This is a genomic window from Algoriphagus boseongensis, from assembly GCF_004362805.1.
In the GTDB taxonomy this organism is placed as follows: Bacteria; Bacteroidota; Bacteroidia; order Cytophagales; family Cyclobacteriaceae; genus Algoriphagus; species Algoriphagus boseongensis.
The window spans coordinates 297,191-320,274 of sequence record NZ_SNYF01000005.1 but is presented as its reverse complement, the minus strand read 5'-3'; the positions used below and the strand labels follow the sequence as shown (position 1 = coordinate 320,274).

The 23,084-nt window shown below is 40.5% G+C and carries 16 protein-coding genes; 5 read left to right on the top strand and 11 right to left on the bottom strand.

Features of this window, described 5'->3' with window-relative positions; translation table 11 throughout:
- Positions 1-58: 58 nt before the first annotated feature.
- From DFQ04_RS01450 to DFQ04_RS01425, 6 genes are all read right to left on the bottom strand, one after another.
- Positions 59-2,500: an ABC transporter permease gene (locus DFQ04_RS01450; protein ID WP_243739611.1), complete on the bottom strand. Its 2,442-nt coding sequence runs from the start codon at positions 2,498-2,500 to the stop codon at positions 59-61.
- 236 nt (positions 2,501-2,736) lie between these two features.
- A complete protein-coding gene (locus tag DFQ04_RS01445) occupies positions 2,737-5,163 on the bottom strand; it encodes an ABC transporter permease (RefSeq protein ID WP_133551973.1) in 2,427 nt (808 codons plus the stop codon).
- Between the two features lie 97 nt (positions 5,164-5,260).
- Complete coding sequence (locus tag DFQ04_RS01440) at positions 5,261-5,953, bottom strand: head GIN domain-containing protein (RefSeq protein WP_166637230.1); 693 nt, start codon at positions 5,951-5,953, stop codon at positions 5,261-5,263.
- A gap of 151 nt (positions 5,954-6,104) precedes the next feature.
- Positions 6,105-8,528: an ABC transporter permease gene (locus tag DFQ04_RS01435; RefSeq protein ID WP_133551969.1), complete on the bottom strand. Its 2,424-nt coding sequence runs from the start codon at positions 8,526-8,528 to the stop codon at positions 6,105-6,107.
- A gap of 202 nt (positions 8,529-8,730) precedes the next feature.
- A complete protein-coding gene (locus DFQ04_RS01430) occupies positions 8,731-11,136 on the bottom strand; it encodes an ABC transporter permease (protein WP_133551967.1) in 2,406 nt (801 codons plus the stop codon).
- A gap of 148 nt (positions 11,137-11,284) precedes the next feature.
- The gene (locus tag DFQ04_RS01425; RefSeq protein ID WP_133551965.1) at positions 11,285-13,645 is read right to left on the bottom strand and encodes an ABC transporter permease; all 2,361 of its coding nucleotides are present in this window, start codon (positions 13,643-13,645) and stop codon (positions 11,285-11,287) included.
- 187 nt (positions 13,646-13,832) lie between these two features.
- On the opposite strand from DFQ04_RS01425, the gene DFQ04_RS01420 reads away from it, so the two are divergent.
- On the top strand, positions 13,833-14,204 hold the full coding sequence (locus DFQ04_RS01420) for a four helix bundle protein (RefSeq protein ID WP_133551963.1): 372 nt from the start codon (positions 13,833-13,835) through the stop codon (positions 14,202-14,204).
- Between the two features lie 64 nt (positions 14,205-14,268).
- Here the strand turns inward: DFQ04_RS01420 and DFQ04_RS01415 are convergent, their stop codons facing one another.
- From DFQ04_RS01415 to DFQ04_RS01405, 3 genes are all read right to left on the bottom strand, one after another.
- Positions 14,269-14,967, bottom strand: a complete 699-nt coding sequence (locus DFQ04_RS01415; protein WP_133551961.1) for an ABC transporter ATP-binding protein — start codon at positions 14,965-14,967, stop codon at positions 14,269-14,271.
- 241 nt (positions 14,968-15,208) lie between these two features.
- Entirely contained in the window at positions 15,209-15,562 is a 354-nt protein-coding gene (locus tag DFQ04_RS01410; RefSeq protein ID WP_133551959.1) for a four helix bundle protein, read from the bottom strand.
- Positions 15,563-15,678: 116 nt separating this feature from the next.
- Entirely contained in the window at positions 15,679-16,929 is a 1,251-nt protein-coding gene (locus DFQ04_RS01405; RefSeq protein WP_133551957.1) for an efflux RND transporter periplasmic adaptor subunit, read from the bottom strand.
- A gap of 320 nt (positions 16,930-17,249) precedes the next feature.
- On the opposite strand from DFQ04_RS01405, the gene DFQ04_RS01400 reads away from it, so the two are divergent.
- Positions 17,250-18,638 (top strand): sigma-54-dependent transcriptional regulator, encoded by a 1,389-nt coding sequence (locus DFQ04_RS01400; protein WP_133554296.1) that lies wholly within the window; start codon positions 17,250-17,252, stop codon positions 18,636-18,638.
- Positions 18,628-19,980, top strand: coding sequence for a sensor histidine kinase (locus DFQ04_RS01395; protein WP_133551955.1), 1,353 nt, complete (start codon positions 18,628-18,630; stop codon positions 19,978-19,980). Before DFQ04_RS01400 ends, DFQ04_RS01395 begins: the two co-directional genes overlap by 11 nt.
- Before the next feature lie 7 nt (positions 19,981-19,987).
- On the opposite strand, the gene DFQ04_RS01390 is transcribed toward DFQ04_RS01395, so the two are convergent.
- Positions 19,988-21,139: an aminotransferase class V-fold PLP-dependent enzyme gene (locus tag DFQ04_RS01390; RefSeq protein WP_133551953.1), complete on the bottom strand. Its 1,152-nt coding sequence runs from the start codon at positions 21,137-21,139 to the stop codon at positions 19,988-19,990.
- 163 nt (positions 21,140-21,302) lie between these two features.
- Here DFQ04_RS01390 and DFQ04_RS01385 point away from each other — a divergent pair, with 163 nt between their 5' ends.
- Both DFQ04_RS01385 and DFQ04_RS01380 read left to right on the top strand, forming a co-directional pair.
- Complete coding sequence (locus tag DFQ04_RS01385; protein WP_133551951.1) at positions 21,303-21,818, top strand: hypothetical protein; 516 nt, start codon at positions 21,303-21,305, stop codon at positions 21,816-21,818.
- Positions 21,815-22,552 (top strand): hypothetical protein, encoded by a 738-nt coding sequence (locus DFQ04_RS01380; protein ID WP_133551949.1) that lies wholly within the window; start codon positions 21,815-21,817, stop codon positions 22,550-22,552. The genes DFQ04_RS01385 and DFQ04_RS01380 overlap by 4 nt, the downstream gene beginning before the upstream one ends.
- A 29-nt stretch (positions 22,553-22,581) precedes the next feature.
- Here DFQ04_RS01380 and DFQ04_RS01375 read toward each other — a convergent pair whose 3' ends face one another.
- Entirely contained in the window at positions 22,582-23,040 is a 459-nt protein-coding gene (locus tag DFQ04_RS01375) for a hypothetical protein (protein WP_208110496.1), read from the bottom strand.
- Between the last annotated feature and the right edge of the window lie 44 nt (positions 23,041-23,084).

The following is a 23,084-nucleotide window of genomic DNA, read 5'->3' as shown; positions in this document are numbered from 1 at the left end:
ACAAAGATGTCCGCATGCGGTCAAAGATTTTATTTCTTCACCAGTGAAAAATTGCAACTCACTGATTCTTCAAACTTTCAATAGGATTGATAATCGCCGCTCTATAAGCTTGAGAAAATATGATCCCGAAGCTAATTAGCATAAGGGATCCCACTCCTATCCCGATCGGGACTACACCTATGCTTACTCTTGAGGCAAAGAATTCCAACCAAAAATTATTGATAAAATAAGCCGCAGGAACAGCAATAAGAACTGCGATGAACAATAGGCCAATAAATCCTTTTGAAAGCAAAGCGATAATCTCTGGAATACTAGACCCAAGCGTTTTTCGAATTCCAATTTCTTTCACCCGGGTCTGGGCGGTGTAAGTCGCCATGCCGAGAAGTCCCAGGCAAGACACAAAAATCGCCAAAAACGAAATCAAGCCGATCACTGATATCACATCTCCCAATACCTCGTGAATAAATAGGAGTTCTTGATCAAGATATTTATAGGAAAACTTAGTGGTTGGATTAACTTCTTTCCAGGCCGATTCCAAGGAAGCGATAGTTGCAGATGGATTATCTCCATTGACCCTTACCAAGGCAAAACCCATAGTGGAGTTCCTACTTCTTAGAACCAAGCTTTCCATGGCCTGATCTGGAGACAAAAACTGAAAGTTTTTAACAATACCTGCTACTTCTACATTTTTAAATTCTTCCCCATCCATAATCACCAATTGTTTTCCGATAGCATCAGCAGGTGATCCCAGATCAAATTTATTGACTGCTAGTTCATTGATCAGCACAAGATTTTCACTTCCTCCTTCAGGAAGATTATTACCGGCAATCAATTCCAAATCAAGCACTGAAACTGTACCTGAATTGATGTCAAAATAATTGGTTTGGATGCTATCCAAGGGGTTTTGAGGATTGACAACCTCCGTACCAAAATTCCATCCAGCAGCAGGAATCAAGGAACTTGCCCCCACGGCAGATACTGAAGGATTGGAAGATATGGCCTGAGCAAATCTTTGGTAATTTTCAGTGTTGAAAAGTTTTACGGTTACGACATTGTCTTTATTGAATCCAAAATCAAAGTTGAGAATATGCTTTGCCTGAGATTGGATCAAAACAACCGAAATAATAAAAATCAAGGAAATCGTAAACTGAAGAACCATCAGGACATTTCTGATTCCCATGCTTTTAAATAGCTTAACCCCGGAAAGTTTATTGAATAGATTTATTGGATTCAATTTGGCCACGTAAGTCGCTGGGAGCAATCCGGCAACCACGCCGACCACTAAGCTGAATCCAAGGAAAAGAAGCATAGCAGGTAGGCTTTGTCTAAATGAAATTTGCAAGTATTGGTTGAATGTCAACCCTTCAAAACCCTTTTGTAAAAATTGAAGGAAGATGAATGCAAACACCAAAGAACATAAGGAAATAACGACAGCCTCAGTAATAAACTGAGCAAAAACCTGTCTTCTATTAGCTCCTGAAACTTTTCGGATTCCTACTTCCTTAACTCGAGTAAGCGCTCTAGCCACTGACATATTGGTATAATTCAAGCAGGCTGAAAACATCACAATAAGGCAAAGAATCCCTAAAATCATCAAGACTATTTTAGGAACAGAAACATGGGTTGTATTCCCGATCATTTCCATCGGAGTGATTTCTCCTAGGGCCATGGCCTTGAAGGAATGCTTGTTTTCATATTTCTGGGCGTAAATACTTTCAGAAACTTCATCCAAAATCAATTGCAAATTCTCCTTGCGCTGTCCCTTCTTTAGAAGTACATAGGTGTAGTTTGTCCATACATTCTCCCAATCATTTTCCTTTTCTGAACGCAGGGCCTCAATAGGAAGGGACTTTCTGGTGCTCATGGAAGCTAGAATCTTGAAAGGCAAATGGGTTTTACCAGGATTAGGATTCAAAACTCCCGTGATAGTAAAATACCCAAAATCCGTTTCAAAATTCCCTTCTTCCAGACCAGTTGGCTGAACGTCTTTGTCATGAAAAGCAACTGTTTTTCCTAAAGCAGATTCCCCATTAAAAAGAATATCGGCCATTTCTGAAGTGATGACCAAGGAAAAAGGCTCATTTAAGGAAGTCTCAGGGTTCCCTTCTTTGAATGAAAAATCAAGGATTTTGAAAATATTTCCATCGGCAAAATATCCCCCACCTGTGGCAAATTTATCCTCATAGATCAAATCACCGCCGATTTCTCGATTGAGTACAGCTGCCTCTTCAATAATTGGATAATCATTTTTCAGCTTCTCTGCCAAGGGCAAAGCCGAACTGGCAACTTCCCCGATGTTTTGCTGGTATTCAGTGGTATGGATTCGATAGACTCTATCACCTTTGGAATGATAAGAATCGAAACTGTATTGATCGACTCCTATCATGATGATCAGAAGGCATACTGACATGCTGACTGCCAGCCCAAGAATATTGATAAGGCTGAAGGATCTATTCCGGAGTAAATTTCTCCAAGCGATTTTTAAATAATTTCTTAGCATACCGATTAGATGAAAAAAGGAGAAAAATGGTTACAAGTGCTTAATAATAAACTGTTTTTAAACCCCTGCATCTCTAATAAAAAACATCTTAAACTGCATCTTTGAAGCTTTTTGTAATTACTTCAATTTTACCAGAAAGCTTCATGGCTATCCCTAAAATGAAAAAGCAGAAATCAGAACTTGATATCTGACCTCTGCCTTTTTGAATTCTAAACCCGAAAGGTTTTAGAAATTTATTATTCGCTCTTGATACTTTTTATAGGATTAGCCCAGGCTGCTTTGATAGTCTGGGATGTGATGGTAATCGCTGCGATTGCACCGGCCAAAAGCCCAGCCCAAAGGAAGACTGTCCAATGAACACCGATATGGTAAGCAAAGTCATCCAGCCATTTATTCATTCCAAACCAGGAAATTGGAATAGCAAGCAAGAATCCAAGAACCACCAATTTGAGAAAATCCCTTCCCAAAAGAAGCAGAATATTGCTCGTCTCAGCTCCCATTACTTTCCGTATTCCGATCTCCCGCGTTCTTTGTTCGGTAGCAAAAGTAACCAATCCTAAAAGGCCGAGCACAGAAATCAAAATGGCCAAAACAGAGAAGAAAGTAAAGATTGTTTTTACCCGATTTTCAGCCTCGTATTGTCGATTAAAACCTTCATCTACAAATAAGGGTTCGAATGGAAAGTCAGGTCTCATTTGAGCCCATTCTTCCTTCAAATAGGCTAAAACTTGATCCCTCTCCTCAGAATCTATCTTGATGCTAAGCTGATTATTCCGGTCCTGAGAAATCATAAAAACAATAGGAACAATAGGCTGATGGAGGCTTTCAAAGTGAAAATCTTTCATCACTCCAGTGACAAAACCCCTTCTTCCTCCATAAAGGAACTGTTTTCCAATTGCCTCTTCAGGACTTGACCAGCCGATTTCTCTCACTGAGGTTTCATTCAGGATAAAAGCCTCCGTAGAATCACTTGCAAGCTGAAAATTAAAGTTTCTACCAGCCACCAAATCAATTCCATAGGTTTCCAGAAAATTATGACCCACGTGAATATCTGCGATTCGGATATTGAGCTGGTTCATTTCCCCATTGACCTCGGCAGTTGCTCCTTGTGAATCTAAGAGCCGGCCTGAAGGGACTCTGCTTGAGATAGTCACTGAGTTAACTCCCGGATGATTTTCCAGCCTGTCCTTAAAAATCAGATAATTCTCCGTGATAGCCCCGCTGCTTGGAAGGACTACAATATCCTCCTTTTTGAAACCGAGATCTTTGCTCTGCATAAAACTCAGTTGATTGACAACCACCAAAACGGCGACTATCAACATCACAGAAATAGCAAACTGCCCAACCACCAAAACAGACCGAAATCTCTCATGGGCTTTTCCAGCTTTAAAGGCTCCTTTTAAAACTTTGGCAGGCATAAACCCGGACAAGAATAAGGCTGGATAACTTCCTGAAATCAATCCTACAAAGGCAATGATCCCAAAAATCAACAGCAGATATTCTGGACTTTGGATCAAATTCAGAGATAAAGGTCGCTCAGTAAAATCACCAAAAGTGGGCAGAAACAAGTAAACCAATACCAAAGCAAGCACCATGGAAAAAATAGTCATCACAAAGGATTCCCCTAAAAACTGCCTGATGAGAAGTCCCTTATCCGCTCCCATTACTTTCCTCAGTCCTACTTCCATGGATCTCAAAGAAGATCTCGCGGTTGAAAGATTCATGAAATTGATACAAGCAATCAGAAGAATAAAAAATGCCACAGCCAGGTAAATATAGACGTAGTCAATATTTCCATTGGGTTCGATTTCAGAATCCAGGTTGGAATACAAATGAATGTCTGTGATCGGCCAAAGAAATAACTGGGTTCCTTTAGACATAGGAATTCCAGATTGAGTCTCACCCATATGCCGATCGATCAGGCTTGGTAGTTTAGCTTCAAAATCTTTGTAATCAAGTCCTTCATTTAGCTTGATGAAGGTTGAAAAATTATTTGACCCGAAATTTCCCATGAAAGCCTCCAGTCCCCCATAAAATTGAACCACCGGGACCATGGACGCCAAAAAGTCCACATGGAAATGGGAATTCTCAGGCATGTCTTTCATAACGCCTCGAACTTGAAAGGTTACCTCCTGTCCATTCAAAAGAATCAGCAGATCCTTTCCTACAGCAGGGGAATCTCCAAAATATCGCTTTGCGGTACTTTCTGTGATTACCAATCCATCGGCTTCGGAGAGAGCTGATTTGCCTTCTCCTTCTACTATTTCCCAGGAAAAAACATCAAAGGACTCAGGGTCAGCAAAGAAAAAGCGGGTTTCTTCGAAGGCATTTTCTCCGGATTTTATCAGTGGATCAAAATTGAAAATCCGTGCAGAAACTTCTACATCCTCAGGAAAGTCAGACTTGATCAATGGCCCAAAAGGAGGTGCTGTATGACCGAGGTGAAGACTTATATCCCCGTCAGGATTAAACCAAGCACGAGAAACCCTAAAAATCCTTTCCTTATCCGGATGGTAGTCGTCATAACTCAATTCGAATTGAACATAAAGCAAAATTAGGATGCTGACAGTCATACCAATTGCCAACCCGAAGAGGTTAATAAAAACATACATCGGATGCTTTTTGGCATTCCTGAAGACGATTTTGAAATAGTTTTTAAACATTATCAAGGGATGGGGTTGGGTTTGAAATAGAGATTAAAAAATGCCGATAAATTTTACTCCACCGGCACTTTTCATTCATAGGGCTAGGTTTAGGTTATTATTTTTTCACGACTCTGGAAGATCCAGAGACTCCAATACTTTGCTTTTCAGGATTTCCTCTATAGTATACATTGCCAGATCCCGATGACCCTACAGTCAAGGATTCTGTGACGCCAATGGAAGTATTTCCAGAGCCTGATTTTCCGATATCCACCACATCTGCTGTGAAATCCAAAGCTTCCAAATCACCGGATCCTGATTGGCCAATGGTAGCCTTGTCAGCTTGTCCACCGGCAATAATTACTTTACCAGATCCACTCATTCCGACATTCAGCCTATCAGCAGTAATGTTTTTTGCGGTGATTGTACCAGATCCTGATAGACCAATGTTAAAATTATTTGAACCAAAATCAGACTCTAAAATCATATCTCCTGAACCTCCATTACCCACTGATTCTAGATTTCTGACCGTCACATAAACTTTCAAATTGACATTGTTCCAGTTACCCTTTTCCAGTTTGATTTTGAGCGTTTCGTTTTCCACTTTGGTTATGACCTTGCTTAGGTCAAAATTTGAAGACTCCAATCTTACTTCATCTTTTGATCCTTTGGTTACATAGACATCCCAGCTTCCATTGTTTTCGATTTTGGTGAAACTGCCGGGAGTTCGAGTTTCAGATTTTTGGGCAAATGCGGCAACTCCTACAAATAACATGAGGAGCAAAGCGGCTAGTTTTTTTGAGTAATTCATAGCTTTTTGATTAATCAGTTGGTTTAGGTTAAACATTTATTTTCAGTAATTATGCCAAGGGAAAAACTGCTGTTACAGTCCCCAATTCAATTTTTTAATGTTTCTTGATGTCCGTTCAAGCCCATTTTTGACCGAGAGCGGACGATTATTTTTATTCATTTTTTAGGTAATCGACAGGATTGGAAGCCGCTGTTTTAAAGCTCTGATAACTCACGGTCAGCCAGGCAATGAAAATTGAAATCAGTCCAGCAATCAAAATCATCCCCAACCCGATCTCTGTTCGGTAGGCAAAGTTTTGAAGCCAATATTTTTCAAGTAAATAATAGCTTAGAGGCCCACCCAAGACAAATGCAATCAGCACCAAAAGGGTAAAGTCTTTGCTCAAAATAGTCACCAAATTGAGCATGGAAGCTCCTAGAGCTTTTCGGATGCTTATTTCTTTGGATCGTTGCTCTGTGGTATAAGCTGCTAATCCAAACAGCCCCAAACAAGCAATTCCAATCGCCAAAACAGTGAAGATGAGGATGATATTACCCATCTTTTGTTCCTTCTGAAAAAGGAGATTGAAGTCAGCATCCAAAAAGGAATATTCAAATGGAGCTCCTCCTGAATGTTTTTTCCAAATTTGTTCCAAGACCTCGATTTGCTCGGCATAGTTTCCCGGACTCAAGCGGATAGCCATTTCATTGAAATCATTTCGAGTACCCAGCATCATCACCAATGGACGGACATTTTGCCGTAGGGTCTCGTAATTAAAATCCTCCAAAACCCCGATAACCTTGCGGTAAGTCACGGAACCGTCTTCACTCCAGAATCCTCCAATTTCCTGCGAACCATCCAATTCTGTCCAACCCATCTGAGCTAAGGCCGCCTTATTGATCAAAATAGAACCGGTATCAGCAGTGATTTCTTTAGAAAAAAACCTTCCTGAGGCCAACTTGAAGCCCAAAGTCTTCAAATGATCTTCGTCGACCACATTGATATTGCAAAGGATATCCTGCTGCTTGTCTTTGGTTCGCATGACAGAGTTCCAGTCCAATTTCGGAGGGAGATTATTCGCATAACTGGCTTCCAAAAATCCTGTTTGGCTGAGCAATTCCTGTTTAAAGGTTTCCTGATTAGTTCCCAATGCCCTGACATGAAGTAGAGAAAGCACATTTTCTTTGTCAAATCCCAGATTTTTGGATTGCATGTAGCCAAGCTGTTTGTAGACCACCATACTGGAAATGATCAAAATGGTAGAGATAAAGAACTGGAATACCACCAAACTACTTCTCAGTCCTGATCTCTTTACCCCACCTCTCAACTTTCCTTTCAAAACCGTAACAGGAGAAAAAGAGGTCAGATAAAACGCTGGATAAGATCCTGCCATCAAGCCAACCAACAGGAGAAAAAGGACAAAAGCCAGTAAGAATTGAGGTTGAATCAAAAACCCAAAGCCCAATTCTTTTCCAGCTAAGACATTAAATGGTTTTAACAAAACCAGGATAATTACTAATGCTAAAACTCCTGCAAAAACACAATACAGTAAGGATTCTGCTAAAAATTGCCCAATCAAGCGGCCTTTGTCGGCACCGATAGATTTACGGACACCCACTTCTTTAGCCCGATTAGCAGAGCGGGCCGTAGCCAAATTCATAAAATTGATACAGGCTATCAAGAGGATAAATACTGCAATCCCAGTGAATAGAATCAGATACTGGGCATTCCCAGGAGCTTTGATCTCATCATTGGTATTTGAATTCAAATAAATATCATGAAGAGGCATGGTTTGAATCCCATAATCATTGCCTTGCTCCTGGAAAGTTTTTAGCGGAATTCCCAAAAAGGCCAAAATTTCCTCAGCAACATACTTTTCGACAAAGCCATTGATAGCTTGCTGGATTTGTTGAGGATCTGTGCCTTCAGCCAGTCTGTAATAAGTGTAGATGTTATTACTAGTCCAGTTTTCCTGCTCAAAGTACCAGAAGTTTTCCCCTGAAATAATCGCATCAAAATCCAGATGGGAATTGGAAGGAAAATCGGCAACAACTCCTGTTACCTCTAGGGGTTTATTTTCCGAACCACTGAAAATGGATTGCCCAACCGGGTCTTCGGTACCAAAGTACTTTTCAGCCACAGACTGAGTCAAAACAACCCGATCCGGACCTACCAAGGCTGTTTTGGGATCTCCCTTGAGCATTTGCAGACCAAAAAAGTCAATGAAATTTGGATCAGCCGCCAATACAATGGGTTCGGTAAAGGCCTTTTCCTCCAGTCTAAAAAGGAAAGTACGCATCAATCCAAAACGGACAGCATCTTCCACTTGGGGAAGTTCATTGAGCATCGTAGGAGCCATTGGCGTGGCTGAAGTAGAAGTGGTAAACTCATTCCCGTTCATTTTTCCACTGACATTAGCTCGGTAGATTCGTTTTCCATTTGGGATGAATTGGTCGTAACTGAGTTCATCTAGGACAAAAAGAGCGATCAGAATACTGGCAGCCATTCCAAGTCCAAGACCTATGATATTGATGGCTGAATAGATTTTGTTGCGTTTTAAATTACGCAGGGCAACGGTTAGGTAATTTTTCCACATGGCTGGTTATACTAGTTGGTTTAGTTTTCAGAAAAAGTGTTGGTTTAGCTTTCAATTAATCAGATGCAGCTTTTGAGTTAAAGGTTGCAAAGAGAGTTCATGAAATATTCCAAAAAGAAAAAGGCCTTTCTGATGATCAGAAAGGCCTTTTTTGGAATAAAACTGTTCGTGGAGTGTCCAATTCGTCCGCTCTCGGGCAAACTCATTCATTTCGGATGGACTCAACCGGATTGGACCAGGCTGCTTTTAAAGCTTGAAATCCCACTGTCAACAAGGCAATTCCCATTGAGCCCATTCCCGCCCATACAAAAGTTATCCAAGAAAGCCCAGCCCTATATGGAAAATCCGCTTGCCAGCTTTGCATGGCATACCAAGCGAGTGGGAATGCAAGCACCATCGCAATCCCAACTAGGATCAGAAAATCCTTACTGATCAGGTTGAGTAAACTTTGGGTACTGGCACCAAGCACTTTTCGGATGCCTATTTCCTTTGTTCTCTGCTGAACAGAATAGGCCGCCAATCCAAATAAACCCAGACAGGAAATCAAAATCGCTAATGCTCCTGCAATGCTAAACGCCCTACTGAGTTGCTGTTCAGCTTGGTATTGCCTTCCGTAGATTTCATCTAGGAAGGAATACGTGAATGGATTTCCCGGGAAAATCTCCTGATAAATGGATTGAACCTGAGCAAGATTGCCTTGCATCTCCTGAGTATCCATGATCAAAGTAAAATAACCGGAAGCTTGTGCTGCCAGAAGTATCATGGGGCTGATTTCCTCCCTGAGAGACATGTGATGGTAATCAGCTATTACCCCAACCACTTCATAAGGCTTCCCCCAAAGAATAGATTGCCCTACAGCCGATTCGGGATTTTCAAAGCCCAATTGCCGAGCTGCTTTTGCATTGAGCATGACTTTGGGAAGATTATTCCAATTGGCATCCGCCTCCTCAAAGGTAAAATTTCTTCCGGCCACCACCTCTATTCCATAAGTTGGAATAAACTCATTGTCGATGATAAACATGGAATAGCTGTAATCCTTATCCTCAGGCCTTGGAACCAAAGGAGTAATTCCTCCTGCGGAAAAATTATAACTATACCCAGGCAAAGAATTCGAACCTGCTATTCCTTGAATAAAGCTTTGGGAGGAAAGCTTCTCTTTAAAGGCATTCATTTTCCCCTTTCTGTCTCCTTTGAAATCTTCAGGCCCTTCTACCACTACGCGCTGATTCAGATTCATCCCCAAAGGCTGCTGCTGCATAAAAGAGAGCTGATCCCGAATAACCAAAGTACAAACGATGATTCCGATAGAAATCACAAATTGAAAAACAACCAGGGCTTTTCTTCCCCATTGTCCCTCAGAAGCGATAAATCTAAGCTTGGATTTTTTCTCAAATTGACCGGAAAGGAAAACCACATAAAGCCCAGAGAATAAAGCAGCAAATCCCAAAATTCCACAAATCACCAAAATAGTAATGAGTTCCAGCAATACACCTGTCCAAACTGGCTTCCCTAAAATCTCAAAAAATAGAGGATCCAATAAATTGAATAAGCCCAAAGCTAAAATCAATGCAAGTCCCATCAGCAAGAAAGTCTCCACCATAAATTGCTGAGCCAACTGCCAGGAATAAGCTCCCAACACCTTCCTCATTCGGATTTCCTTAATTCGGGTCAAAAGGTTTGCAGAGGAAAGATTGATGTAATTGACAAAGGCAATAAATAGAATTAATACGGCCATGGCCAAAAACACCAAAATGCTTCCCATTGAACTCACCTTGGGCATAGGGTCTGCAATGGAACTGCCCAGATGAATTTCGTCCAAGGGCTGAAGCAATACATTCGCAACTTTAGAATCAGGGACTTTTGAGGCAAAATCGGTCAGCAAACCGGGAAGCTCACTCACATCCTCTCCTTCTTTGGCGACCAAAAACAGATTCACAAAGCCAGACTCCAATCCATTGGGATCAGCCCATCCGTTTTCTTTTCGATATTCCGGCCTTTCCAAAGTGTGGATAGAAAGAAAAATATCCGATTGAAGATCTGAAAGCTCAGGGATTGGCTGCAATACACCTGTGATGGTAAAATCAGCCTTTCCAAATTGATTACTCAGAGAAATGCTTTTCCCAATCGCATCAGCCTCTCCAAAATACTTTTCAGCCAATTGCTTGGTAATCACAGCCGAATAAGGCTTCGAAAGGTCAGCCGTACCACGCTCAATCGGAAAAGAGAAATTTTGGAAAAAATCTCTCTCCACAAATCCGACTGCGTTTTCCTTAAAAGCCAAATCGGTATCCGGAATAGCTACCAAGCCACTTCCTATATACCCCGCAACTCTTTCTACAGATTGTACTGAGGAAAAATTACTGGTAATAATGCCTGCATATCCCGGAGGAAGGTAGGTTTCATAGGTGCCATTTTTCTCTTCAATTACCACCTGAAAAATTCGGTCCTTATTTGCATGAAAATCATTGTAGGAAAACTCAGTGATCACAAAAGCATACAAAACCAAAAAAGTCAGTAATCCCAAAACGAGTCCCAGAATATTGATCAAGGAGAAAAGCCTTCTTTTGAAGAGGCTACGAAGGGCAATTTTGAAGTAGTTCTTGAGCATAGGTTGAATAGATTTAGGCTATGCTGAAGAAATTTCAGTATTTATGCCAAGAAAAAAGGCCTAAAAACTCAATTTAAGCAGCATTTCAAATTTTTCTTCTTTGCCATGCGACCAAAAATGTTCGCTTTCGGTCAAAGTATTTTTAGGTTTACTCACTTTTCAAAGATGTCACCGGATTACTAGTAGCCGCCTTAAAGGCCTGATAGCCAACGGTCATTAAGGAAATGAAAATCAATACAAATCCAGATCCGGCGAAAATCCACCAACTCAAGGATGTCTGTGAAGCATAGGATTTTAGCCAGGCATCAGCAAAATACCAGGCTATCGGCACAGCAATCAGAATGGAAATCAAAACCAAATTCACAAAATCTCTGGATATCAAAGTCAAAATCCCAGCTGTAGTAGCTCCCATGACCTTTCGTATTCCTATTTCCTTTTTCCTCTTTTCAGCCGTAAAAGCTGCCAGACCAAATAGTCCTAGACAAGACAAGAAAATAGCAGAGGCACCAAAGTATTTGGCGAGTGCCGAAGTTCTTTGCTCAGAAGCATAGAGGGTCTGATAATCCTCATCCATAAATTTGTAATTCAGGCTTTGCCCGGTGAATTTCTCATAGAGTTCAGAAATCCCAGCAATAGTTTCTGGCTGATTCACAGGATCGATTCGGATCATGATTTTTTGAGCAAAACTCGGATCATATTTCAGAAATGCTGGCTTCACCGTTTCCTTTAAGGATTCGAAATTGAAGTCCTTCACCACCCCAATCACTTCCTTGTCTTCACCCCAAAGATTGACGATTTTTCCAACCGGATCCTGAAAACCTATTGTCTTTACGGCAGCTTCATTGAGAATAATCTTAGTTTGTTCTTCACCGAAATCAGGAGAAAATGCCCTCCCTTCCTTCATTTCAAATCCCATGGTTTCTATCAAACCGAAGTTGACTGTGATATTCTCGAATTTGATTTGATCTTCTGGGTTTTTTCCTTCCCAATTCAAACCAATGGTTGCGCTGGATAATCCAACTAAAGGATGACTAAGACTAGAGGCATTTTCTACTCCGGGAAGATTTTTTGACTGTGCTAAAAAAGATTCAAGACGAGCAGGTTCAATTGCTGGAGTATTGATCTCAAGCAAGTGTGCTTGATTGTATCCTAGGTTTTGATTTTGGATATAGGCCATCTGCTTTCCCAAAACAGCAATCCCAATGATCAGGAGCAGAGATATGGAAAATTGAAAAACCACCAATCCTTTTCTGGCCAAAAGCTCCCCGAAACTTCCCTTAATCTGGGATTTCATCACCTCTATCGGCTTGTATCTGGAAAGGTAAATGGCTGGATATATTCCGGCAAAAAGTCCGGTGATTAACCATATTCCGCCCAACATCAGGAATTCATTTACGCCGAAAGTCATCCCTATAGTCTTGCCGGTGATTTGATTAAAAATGGGTTGCAGAATGTAAGAAGCTAGAATGGCCAAGACTAAAGCCATCATGCTCAGCAAAAGCGATTCGGAAAGAAATTGGGAAATCAAACTTCCTCGACTGGCTCCTATGGATTTTTTCACACCAATCTCCTTCACTCTACTCATGGACCTTGCAGTGGTAAGATTCATGAAATTGATGCAGGCTATCGCGAGGATAAAAAGCGCAATTGCAGAAAACAACTTCACGTAACTTATTCTCCCACCTACTGCTTTTCCTCCTTCATACGTTCCGTAGAGGTAAGTATCTCCATAGTTTTGAACCCATGCAGAAACATTGGATTTGGCCTCTTTTTCCTTTATGAAATTTGAAATCTGAGAATTGAAAGAATCGACATCAGTTCCCTCTTTGATCAGAATTACGGTTGATGCATTGTAATTATCCCAGTGTGCTCCTTCTCCCAACATCTCTAGAAAGAATGGAAAAGCCAGAAGAAATTCAGGTTTAACCAAGTCCAGATTTCCTAAATCTTGGTATACCCCAGTGACCTCCACCTCATTTTCAAAACTGAAAACTTTCCAGTGCAGAGATTTTCCCAATGCAAGTTGTGGTGAACCGAAAAGCTTGGTAGCTAGGGCTTCAGAAAGGACAACTGAATTAATCCCAGTCAGGGCTTTTTCCTTATTCCCTGATAAAAATTCTAGGTCAAAAATTTCCAGATAGGTCTGATCCACGAAATAGCCATCGCCTGTCATTTTTGTTTCTCCTTGCTCAAAGCTAACTCCTTCGATAAATGGAGAAATGGCTGTAGCACTTTCCACCTGACTTAATTCCTCCTCCATCGACTCGGCCATTCTAGCTGGAGTCATATCCAAAGAAACCAATCCATTGGCATTGTCATGGTTTGTCATAACAGAGTAGATTCTATCAATCTTGGAATGATACCGATTTATACTCAATTCATCCTTTACCCAAAGCATTATCAGAACCACCGTGGTGAGTCCTAAAGTCAATCCAAAAAGATTAATGGCAAAAATTGATTTATGCTTTTTGAAACTTCTAAAGGCTAATACTAAGTGGTGGCGGAGCATGGGGAGGAAGTATAGGAGTTGGGAAGTTAAGGAGTTGGGAAGTTAGGAGGTTTGGGGGTTGGGAAGTTAGGGAGTTAGGGAGTTGGGAGGATTGGGGCTTATGTTTTTATAATTTTGATGTGTTGTAATTGCATCAATATTTTATTTTAGTGAATTGATTTTCAATTTTTTAGAAACATAAAATCCTATGGAAACTTTCAAGTTTGAAAAACTGAGAATATGGCATACGGCCATGGAATTTGGAGAGTTAATTTTTGAAACTTCCGGAAAATTTCCCTCAGACGAGAAATACAATTTAACCTCACAGATTCGAAGAGCTGCTGATTCTATTGCCTTAAATATTGCCGAAGGTTCCACCGGCCAATCGACCAAAGAATTTCGAAAATTCATTGGCTATTCCTTGAGGTCATCAGCCGAAGTGGTCACTTGTTTGCACAAGGCAAAAAGAAGGAAGTATATTTTAGAAGCAGAATTCTCTACCTATTATTCCCAAGCTTATACATTGATGAATAGTATGGGCGCTTTTCGGACTACTTTAGAAACCAAAAAGCCAACTTAAAGAGGAAGTGTCAATTCCCAAGGGAACTGACTTCCTTGCTTCCAAACTCCCCTTCTTCCATGCATCATACGTGAAACTGCTCACGGATATTCTCTGTGACCACTTTTCCGTCGAATAGATTGATCACCCGGTGAGCATAATTGGCGTCATGAGGAGAGTGAGTTACCATGACTATAGTAGTTCCCTCATTATTCAATTCTTCCAAAAGACGCATCACTTCTTCACCATTTTTAGAATCCAAGTTACCTGTAGGCTCATCGGCAAGAATAACTGAAGGCTTAGCCACAATCGCTCTGGCAATAGCTACTCGCTGTTGCTGACCACCAGATAGCTGCTGAGGAAAGTGATTTCTTCTGTGCATGATGTTCATTCGGGTGAGGACTTCCTCTACTCTTTTCTTACGCTCATCAGCTGGAGTTTTCAAATAAAGAAGGGGCAATTCAACATTTTCAAATACAGTCAATTCGTCAATCAGATTGAAGCTTTGGAAAACGAATCCAATATTTCCCTTTCTTAAAGCAGAGCGCTGTCTTTCGGAAAAACCCGCTACCTCTTTATCCAAAAAATAATATTCACCACTATCCGGATTATCCAAGAGACCAATAATATTCAGAAGGGTTGATTTACCACAACCTGATGGCCCCATGATGGCCACAAATTCCCCCTTTTTGATTTCGATTTGGATTCCATCCAATGCGGTAGTTTCTACTTCCTCCGTGGTATAAAGTTTCCGGAGGTTTACGGTTTTGATTACGTTTTCCATGGTTTTGAGTTTGAAGACGGAAGTACGAAGACAGAAGCCTCGATACCCCATCGTTTAATTACAGTTTTAAGTTTGAAGATGGGAGACAGAAGACCAAAGTCAAATGACCCATCGGTAAGTAAATTTTTAAGTATTTATAGTCTGATTTATAAAAGCAAAATTTTTCAAGCTCACATTTTGACAGATGTTTAGAATTATAGGAAGGTTGCATCTCGGAGAAATAAATATCCTGATTAACACTCTAATTGATTTTATTCTTGAAGCCAACCGTCATATTCATCAAATCTTGAAAGTCATTGTAACTTTTTTCAAATTCTTCGTCTGTGATATATGCTCTTCTTTTTGCTTTATGTAGACAGGTTACCACCTCTGCAATAGATCTTATTGAATAACCTAAGAACCTATGTTGCTCCGGATTAGTCTGAATAATTGAACCTTCAGCAATATTTAGCGCTATCGAATCAACAGCTCTATTTATTTGGCTAGTCAAATTATATTGTTCTTCTTTTGGAAACTTTTTAGAAAGTGTATGAACTTCTTCAGCTAAGTCCATAGCCTTTTGCCAAATCAGAAGCTTTTCAAACTTGAATCCCATCGTTTTATACTTTTACTTTCTCTAGCTAGAATAATTAAATCTTATGATAATTAATCTGGATTCATCCCCTCTTAACCTGAATTCATTCTTCCGTCTTCGGTCTTCCCTCTCCCAACTCATTTCAACTCCAAAATTTCATTATTTCCAAAGTTTTCGTACCCACTGATTATTACCTTTTCTCCTTCCACTAGGCCTTCAAGCACTTCATAGAATTCGGGATTTTTCCTTCCTAGTCGAATGTTTCTCTTCTCAGCATTTCCAGCCGCATTGAGGACAAATACCCAATTCCCGCCTGTATCCTTGAAGAATCCACCTGTCGGTAAAAGGAGACTTTGCTCACTTTGTCCCAATTCCAGTCTGATTCTCACACTTTGACCTCTTCGGATTCCTTCTGGTCTTTCACCCGTGAAAATCATATCCACTTCAAATCGTCCATTGGTGATGGTTGGATAGATTTTGGAGATCTCTAGTTCGTAATCTTGCCCACTTAAGGAAAACTTCCCTCTCAAACCTGAGCTGATTCTTGGAAGGTAAAGCTCATCAATTGGCACCCTCACTTTGAATTCATCCAAAATATCTATTTGTCCATAGCGCTGTCCTGGATTGATCGCTTGACCGATTTCAAGTTGTTCAGGAGTGGCAAGCTGCCCGGAGATAGGAGCAGTAATGATCAAATTATCCAAAATATTGCCCACACCAGTCAAAGATGCCTGCATACGATTCTCAGACATTCTCAACTGATTCAATTGAATGGATCTGGCGATGGAATCGTTTCTATAGGAGGCATAAGTCAATTTTCTCCTTTTGATATTGTATTCGTATTGCTCTTTGACTTCTTCAAATTCTCGATCAGAGACCAATTTCTTTTCATGTAGCTCCTTGAATCGCTTGTACTGGGGCTCAAGAAGACTGATTTGGTAATCTATCTCCGCCAATTGTCCTTGTTGGCTCAAATCGTTTTGATCCAAAAGAAGTCGGGTTTGTCTGAGATTATTGATTTGCTCATAAAGCATAGTTTCCCGCTGCATGACATCGAGCTGAAGGTTTGAATTGTTCAAAACCAAAATAGTATCTCCTCTCTTTACTAATGCCCCTGATTCACGAACCACTTGATTGACTACGCCACCTTCAATAGCGTCCAAAAAAACTGTCCTTGCAGGTTCGATCTGCCCGGAAACTAAAATATAATCGGTAAACTCTCCTGTTTTGACTGTGCCAATACTCAAGCGATCCTTCTCCACATTCATGGTGGATCTATGGTCTGCGAATCCGATTTGATAAATAATTCCCCCAAGCAAAACTGCTCCACCAACAATGGCTGCGATTTTTCTGGGAGTCCAGGTTTTCTTTTCAATTTTTCTGTCCATGTGTAAAAAGGCCATCTATGGCTCTTCCCTTTTATGCCAAAGGCTGTGCCATGAAAAAAACAGCCTGAAACTATCTCTAGAGGCCTTTTGGAAAAAACTCTAAAAACCTTACTCGAACATTTTCGTCCGCCAGCGAACAAAAGTGAGTCAAAGCCGAAAAATATTTTTTACCTTATAGCATAGAACTTCAAGCTCAAAAACGGCCAAAATCGTCTGGATTTGACACTTTCTTTGAATTTATCAGCCAAAATGAAATTCGGCAGACTTTTGGAATCACTATATCCGACACCAGTTTTGGTTAAAATCAAAAACAACCCATGATGAACGAGCAAAGAATCGGAAAAATCTTAATTGTAGATGACAATGAAGATCTGCTCAAAGCAGCCAAGATTTTTCTAAAAAGACATTTTGCCCAAGTGGATACAGAAACCAACCCGGATCTGCTGCCTATTCTTACTCACAACGAAAATTACGATGTCATCCTTTTGGACATGAATTTCACCAAGGATGTGAGTTCGGGTCAGGAGGGATTTTACTGGCTGGATAGAATTTTAGAATTGGATCCTTCGGCTGTGGTGGTATTAATTACTGCTTACGGGGATGTAAATCTGGCCGTAAAAGCCATCAAGGAAGGAGCAACTGACTTTGTCCTCAAACCATGGGAAAATGAACGCTTACTTGCCACTTTAAATACTGCACTCCAGCTTCGCCAAAAAAAGCTGGAAGTCAACCTTCTCAAAGACCAAAAGCAGACTTTGCAGCAGGATATTGACAATAAATTCAAAGACATCATCGGTCAAAGTCCGTCCATGCAAAAGGTTTTTGAAACCATTGAGCGGGTGGCTGCAACTGACGCCAATGTTTTGATTTTGGGAGAAAACGGAACTGGAAAGGAATTGATTGCCCGGGCGATTCATAGACATTCCCGAAGAAATCGAGAAGCTTTTGTAGGAGTGGATTTAGGTTCGATTACCTCCACCTTATTCGAATCTGAGCTCTTTGGACATAAAAAGGGATCCTTTACCGACGCTAAAGAAGATCGAGCCGGAAGGTTCGAGCAAGCCCATAAAGGCACTTTGTTTTTGGATGAAATCGGAAATTTACCTTTAGCCCTTCAATCGAAATTATTGGCTGCTTTGCAAAACCGTCAAGTCACTCGAGTCGGAGCAAATAAACCCGTGGACGTGAATATCCGCCTGATCTCAGCCACGAATATGCCGATCTACAATATGGTTTATGACAATTCCTTCCGTCAAGATTTGCTTTACCGAATCAATACCATAGAAATTCAACTTCCTCCTTTACGGGAGCGAGTGGAAGATATTCCTTTGCTGGCAGATCATTTTATCAGCTATTATTCCAAAAAGTACAACAAGGATATCCGCAAAGCTTCCGAACCTCTCCTCAAACGGATGAGCAAGTACCATTGGCCTGGAAATATCCGTGAGCTTCAGCATAGCATTGAGCGAGCAGTTATCATGAGCAACCACAATGTGCTGCAACCAGAAGATCTTTTCCTTCAAAAAATGGGACAACCTGAAAAATCTGAGGAGAATGTGAGTTTGGAGCACCTTAACATTGAAGATGTAGAGAGAATACTCATCCGGAAAGCCCTTCAAAAACACAATGGCCACATCACCCGAGCAGCTGAGGAATTAGGCTTAACAAGATCCTCACTCTACAGAAGACTGGAAAAATATGGTCTATAGGAGATTTTCGATAGGAATTACCCTGAGAATCCTGGGTATTTCTTTAGCGATTTTTTTAGCAATCTGGCTTTATCTGAGTCAGGGATTACTCCTTGCTCCTGCAATTCTAACATTTGTGGTTTTACTTTTGGCTGGGGAAATGGTGTATTATGTCAATTCCATAAACCACAAACTTGCACGTTTTTTAGATTCAATTCGATTCACTGATTTTTCTTCTTCGTTTACCTCAGATAGTAAAATGGGAGGATCCTTTCGGGAAGTGAACAAGGCCTTCAATGAAGTAATGGAAGTCTTCAAACAAACCAGGGCAGAAAAGGAAGAGCAAATGCTTTTTCTGCAAGTGATCATTCAGCATATCAATACAGGAATCATTTCCTTCAACGCCGAAGGAAAAATCGGAGTGATTAACAATGCAGCTAAACACCTGCTTCAAATTCCTCAATTCAGGGATATTTCTGATTTGGGGAAGCTATCGGTCAAGTTGCTTCAGGAGATTATGGAAATGAAGCCGGGGCAAAGAATCTCCTTCAAAGTCAATCCAGGATTACACCTGATCATCCAATCCACGTCATTGAAAATGGGAGGTCAAAGTTGGACGCTACTCTCCTTTCAAAATATCAATGCGGAACTCCAATCCAATGAATTGGAAGCCTGGCAAAACCTGACCAAGGTGCTCAGACATGAAATCATGAATTCTATTACTCCGATTTCAAGTTTGGTAGAATCCTTAAGAACGATTCTCGATGAGGACAGCTATGTGCAAAAAGAAGGTATGCTGATCAAAAAAGATGGATTCCAGGACATTCAGGAAGGGCTTGACACGATTGCGAATCGAAGCAAGGGACTGGTAAATTTTGTGAATGCCTACCGGGATTACACCAATATTCCTATTCCGAAAAAAGAATCGGTTCCTGTCAAATCTCTTTTTGAAAATGTCCTTGGACTGATGAAGGAAGATTTGAAGTCCAAAGAAGTAAGTATTCAAACTGAAATAATGCCGGAGGATTTGGAGGTGCTTTGCGATCCTGATCAAATATCCATGATTCTGATCAATCTGATCAAAAATGCTTCAGAGTCACTTCAAAATCAGGCAGACCGGCAAATTTGGCTGAAAGCTGTAGGCCAGGGAGATTTGGGAACCCAAATCATGGTGGAAGATAAAGGACCGGGTATTGTTCCTGAAGCCTTAGAAAGAATCTTTGTCCCTTTCTACACCACGAAAAAAACCGGTTCAGGCATTGGATTAGCGATCTCAAGACAGATTATGAACTTGCATCGAGGTAGCTTGACTGTAAGCTCAGACCCAGATCGGAAAACGATTTTCAGCCTTAACTTCAGATAGTTTGGAATTAAGCTAGTCTCAAGACTTCCAACAATCTTTGAATATCCCTTTCCTCATTAAATACATTCAGAGAAACACGTAAGGAATCTCCTCTCAAGGATACGTAAATCTGATTTTTTTCTAGAAGATCCCGAATTGAGGCTGGAAAAATTCCTTTTTTCAGTGGAAGGGAAAAAAGATGGTTAGAAGAAAAATCACCCATATCCAAACTCAATCCTTGTTCATTTTGAAAAGAAGCCAGTTGGGATTTCAATCTTCTGACATAGATCTGAATATTTTGAGGATTCCATTCCAGAATTTGCGCTAAGGATTTTTCGAGCATTGGCATTAACACAAAATGACTGACTTCACCCACATCAAATCGATTGGCGTGAGGCAGAAATTCGGCTTGATAATTCGTGAGTCCTGAAAAGTTTTTGGAGTTTGTACGATTCATCCAGGACTCTTCCAGAGGCTTTCCACCTTCCAACTTTTCCCCGAAATAGGCCAAAGCCAAGGAATATGGACCCAGCATCCACTTATAGGTAGCGCAAACCAAAGCATCAATTTTACATTCCATGACATCGATGGGCTGAACCCCCACAGATTGGGTGCCATCCACAATGAACATTGCTCCATGTTGCCTACACTTTTCACCGATAGCCTTTAAGTCAAACTTAACCCCATTCATCCAATGCACACTGGAAATCAGCACCACGGCAGTATTTTCATCTATGGCAGTTAGGAGTTTTTCATTCCAGGATTGACCAAGATTTTCGCTTGAATCTGAGGGTTCGATCACCTCTAGAATTCCTTTATTTTCATCAGCCCATCTTTGCATTGAAAAATACCCGCTGGGGAATTCATCTTTTACCACAATAGCCTTTCTTTTCCCTATCGGTTTCCAATTGTTCAGAGCAACAGCAAAGCCATAAGAAGTGCTGGGAACTATTGCAACCTGATCTTTTTGACAGGAAACAAGCTTTCCAAAAAGGTCTTTTACCCGCTCTACCTTAGTGAAAAAGTCAATGGGTTGGATCGAAAATGGATTACGCATAGCCTCTAAATCCAACTGAGCAGCCTTTTCAGAGGATTTCAATAAAGGCCCTCGGTAGGCATTGTTCAAATAGGAAACTTCAGGATTTATGGAAAAGAGATGTTTTTGGCAGGAAATAGACATAATCAGGGAGAAATGGAATCCTTAATATTCTGATAAATAATGGAAATTCTTTTGGAATCAGCCTTTTCAGTAAATCATAAAATCAAAAAAACTTATAAAATATCCTGAATAGAGAGTAAATTGAATGGAAGGAATATTTTTATCACCGAAGGAATACTTTACCATGAAAACCCAAAATAACTCAGAAACTCTAAAAGCTGCCTACGAACTGGCAGGAATGATTTATGGCATTTCTCTGGACGGAACAGTGAACCGGAATGAATATGAAGCACTTAAAAATTGGTGCTTTCAAAATGAATCTCTGTGCCAAGACAGCACTTTCCAGACACTTTACGAGAAAATTCAACCTCTTATCCTTGACGGAAAGGTAAATCATGAGGAACTCCATGATATGAATCAGATCCTCAAAACATTTTTAGGGGACTTTGAATCTGAAGAAATCAAGCATCCCAATCTTTATTTCCTTAACGGAATCTTTGAGGGGATTTTGGCTAGCGGGGACATCAATACCTATGAAATCTACAGACTAAAGCAGTGGCTAGAGAAAAATTCAAATCTTAAAGGAGAAAGCCCTTTTGATGAGCTGATTCCTTTGGTAGAATCTGTTTTAGCTGATCAAAAGGTGGATGATCAGGAAGCCGTGAAACTGAAAGAGTTTTTCCAAAATCATCTTCTTTGAAATCAATTTTTTCTAGGGTTTGGAAAGCAATTATCGGAATTGGATTGCTTTCAATTACAGCATTTAACAGCGCTGCTCAGGAAAGAGAGTCGATTCAAATCGGTCTGCAAGGGACGGTTGGGATTCCTGTTGGTGAGTTCAAAAATGCAATTGACAACTCTTTAGGAGACTTGGGTTTTGGAGGAGGTTTTCACTTTCTCCTAAATCCAAAAAAAGAAGGGTACTCCCCTCTTCTTTTAGGGCTGGATTTTAACTATTTAAATCTGGGTACTGAAAAAACTCCAGAAAGTCAGTTCCTTCCTAAACTGAAGACGACCTTCAATTACTTCACTTTAGGTCCCTTGTTTAGGTTAGCTTTGACTGATAAGCAAACTGGGATGATTCCTTTTGTAGATGCTCTAATCGGGATGAAAATCATGAACACCAAAACCCGGGTCGACAATGACTTGGTAGACACCTTGCTAGATCAAGAGTATTTGGAGTCCTTACTTTCCACAAATTATGAAGGGTTGACCTACGGAGTGGGAATTGGATTTTATCATCGGGCAAAACCCAAGGAAGCGAATGAATTGGGAGGATCACTTTTTGTAAAGCTGATGTATCAGTATGGAGATAAAACCAAATACGTGATAAGAAATACAATTGAGGTCAATCCTGCAGGGCAAATAACTTTTGAAGAAAACAGGGCTCAAACTTCAATGATTACCCTACAATTCGGTTTTTTAATCCATTAAGAGTTGGAATTGATTGTGGTCAAAAGCCTCTATCTTTTTTCAAAAGTTAGGTAATCAGTTCCGCCTCCACCTCCGCTTACGTCAATCAATTCGATTTTTGAGGAAGAATGACTAACAATATCCCAATCGTCATTTAAGTCCTCAAAGTCATTGGTCAAGCTGAAGAAAATATTAAACTCCAGGTCATCAGGACTATCGTCATTGCTATTGCTATCTGTAATAGACCAATTTCCAGTGTAACCAGTTGGAGATTTAGTTGCCGTCAAAGTGCCCGATGGAGAGAATACGAAAAAGAAGCCTGAGAAATTACTTGTCTCATTCTTCCCTGAGTCTTCAAATCTGGTGATTACCCATTGTCCGGAACTCACTTCATTTTGAATTTCATCAATCTGATTTGAGTTGGGATCTGATTCATTGTTACAGCCAATTGCAAAAACAAGCAAAAATGTCAAAGCAAGGCCTAAACATGTTTTAAAAAGAGATTTCATAGTTTTCTGGATTAAATTGGATTTGAAGTAAGAACGCGATCAGC

Coding starts and splice junctions, on each gene's coding strand:
- DFQ04_RS01425 (WP_133551965.1), bottom strand. CDS start 13,645: ATGCTCCGCCACCACTTAGTATTAGCCTTTAGAAGTTTCAAAAAGCAT.
- DFQ04_RS01390 (WP_133551953.1), bottom strand. CDS start 21,139: ATGTCTATTTCCTGCCAAAAACATCTCTTTTCCATAAATCCTGAAGTT.
- DFQ04_RS01445 (WP_133551973.1), bottom strand. CDS start 5,163: ATGTTTAAAAACTATTTCAAAATCGTCTTCAGGAATGCCAAAAAGCAT.
- DFQ04_RS01415 (WP_133551961.1), bottom strand. CDS start 14,967: ATGGAAAACGTAATCAAAACCGTAAACCTCCGGAAACTTTATACCACG.
- DFQ04_RS01435 (WP_133551969.1), bottom strand. CDS start 8,528: ATGTGGAAAAATTACCTAACCGTTGCCCTGCGTAATTTAAAACGCAAC.
- DFQ04_RS01440 (WP_166637230.1), bottom strand. CDS start 5,953: ATGAATTACTCAAAAAAACTAGCCGCTTTGCTCCTCATGTTATTTGTA.
- DFQ04_RS01375 (WP_208110496.1), bottom strand. CDS start 23,040: ATGAAATCTCTTTTTAAAACATGTTTAGGCCTTGCTTTGACATTTTTG.
- DFQ04_RS01410 (WP_133551959.1), bottom strand. CDS start 15,562: ATGGGATTCAAGTTTGAAAAGCTTCTGATTTGGCAAAAGGCTATGGAC.
- DFQ04_RS01405 (WP_133551957.1), bottom strand. CDS start 16,929: ATGGACAGAAAAATTGAAAAGAAAACCTGGACTCCCAGAAAAATCGCA.
- DFQ04_RS01385 (WP_133551951.1), top strand. CDS start 21,303: ATGAAAACCCAAAATAACTCAGAAACTCTAAAAGCTGCCTACGAACTG.
- DFQ04_RS01430 (WP_133551967.1), bottom strand. CDS start 11,136: ATGCTCAAGAACTACTTCAAAATTGCCCTTCGTAGCCTCTTCAAAAGA.
- DFQ04_RS01395 (WP_133551955.1), top strand. CDS start 18,628: ATGGTCTATAGGAGATTTTCGATAGGAATTACCCTGAGAATCCTGGGT.
- DFQ04_RS01450 (WP_243739611.1), bottom strand. CDS start 2,500: ATGCTAAGAAATTATTTAAAAATCGCTTGGAGAAATTTACTCCGGAAT.
- DFQ04_RS01420 (WP_133551963.1), top strand. CDS start 13,833: ATGGAAACTTTCAAGTTTGAAAAACTGAGAATATGGCATACGGCCATG.
- DFQ04_RS01400 (WP_133554296.1), top strand. CDS start 17,250: ATGAACGAGCAAAGAATCGGAAAAATCTTAATTGTAGATGACAATGAA.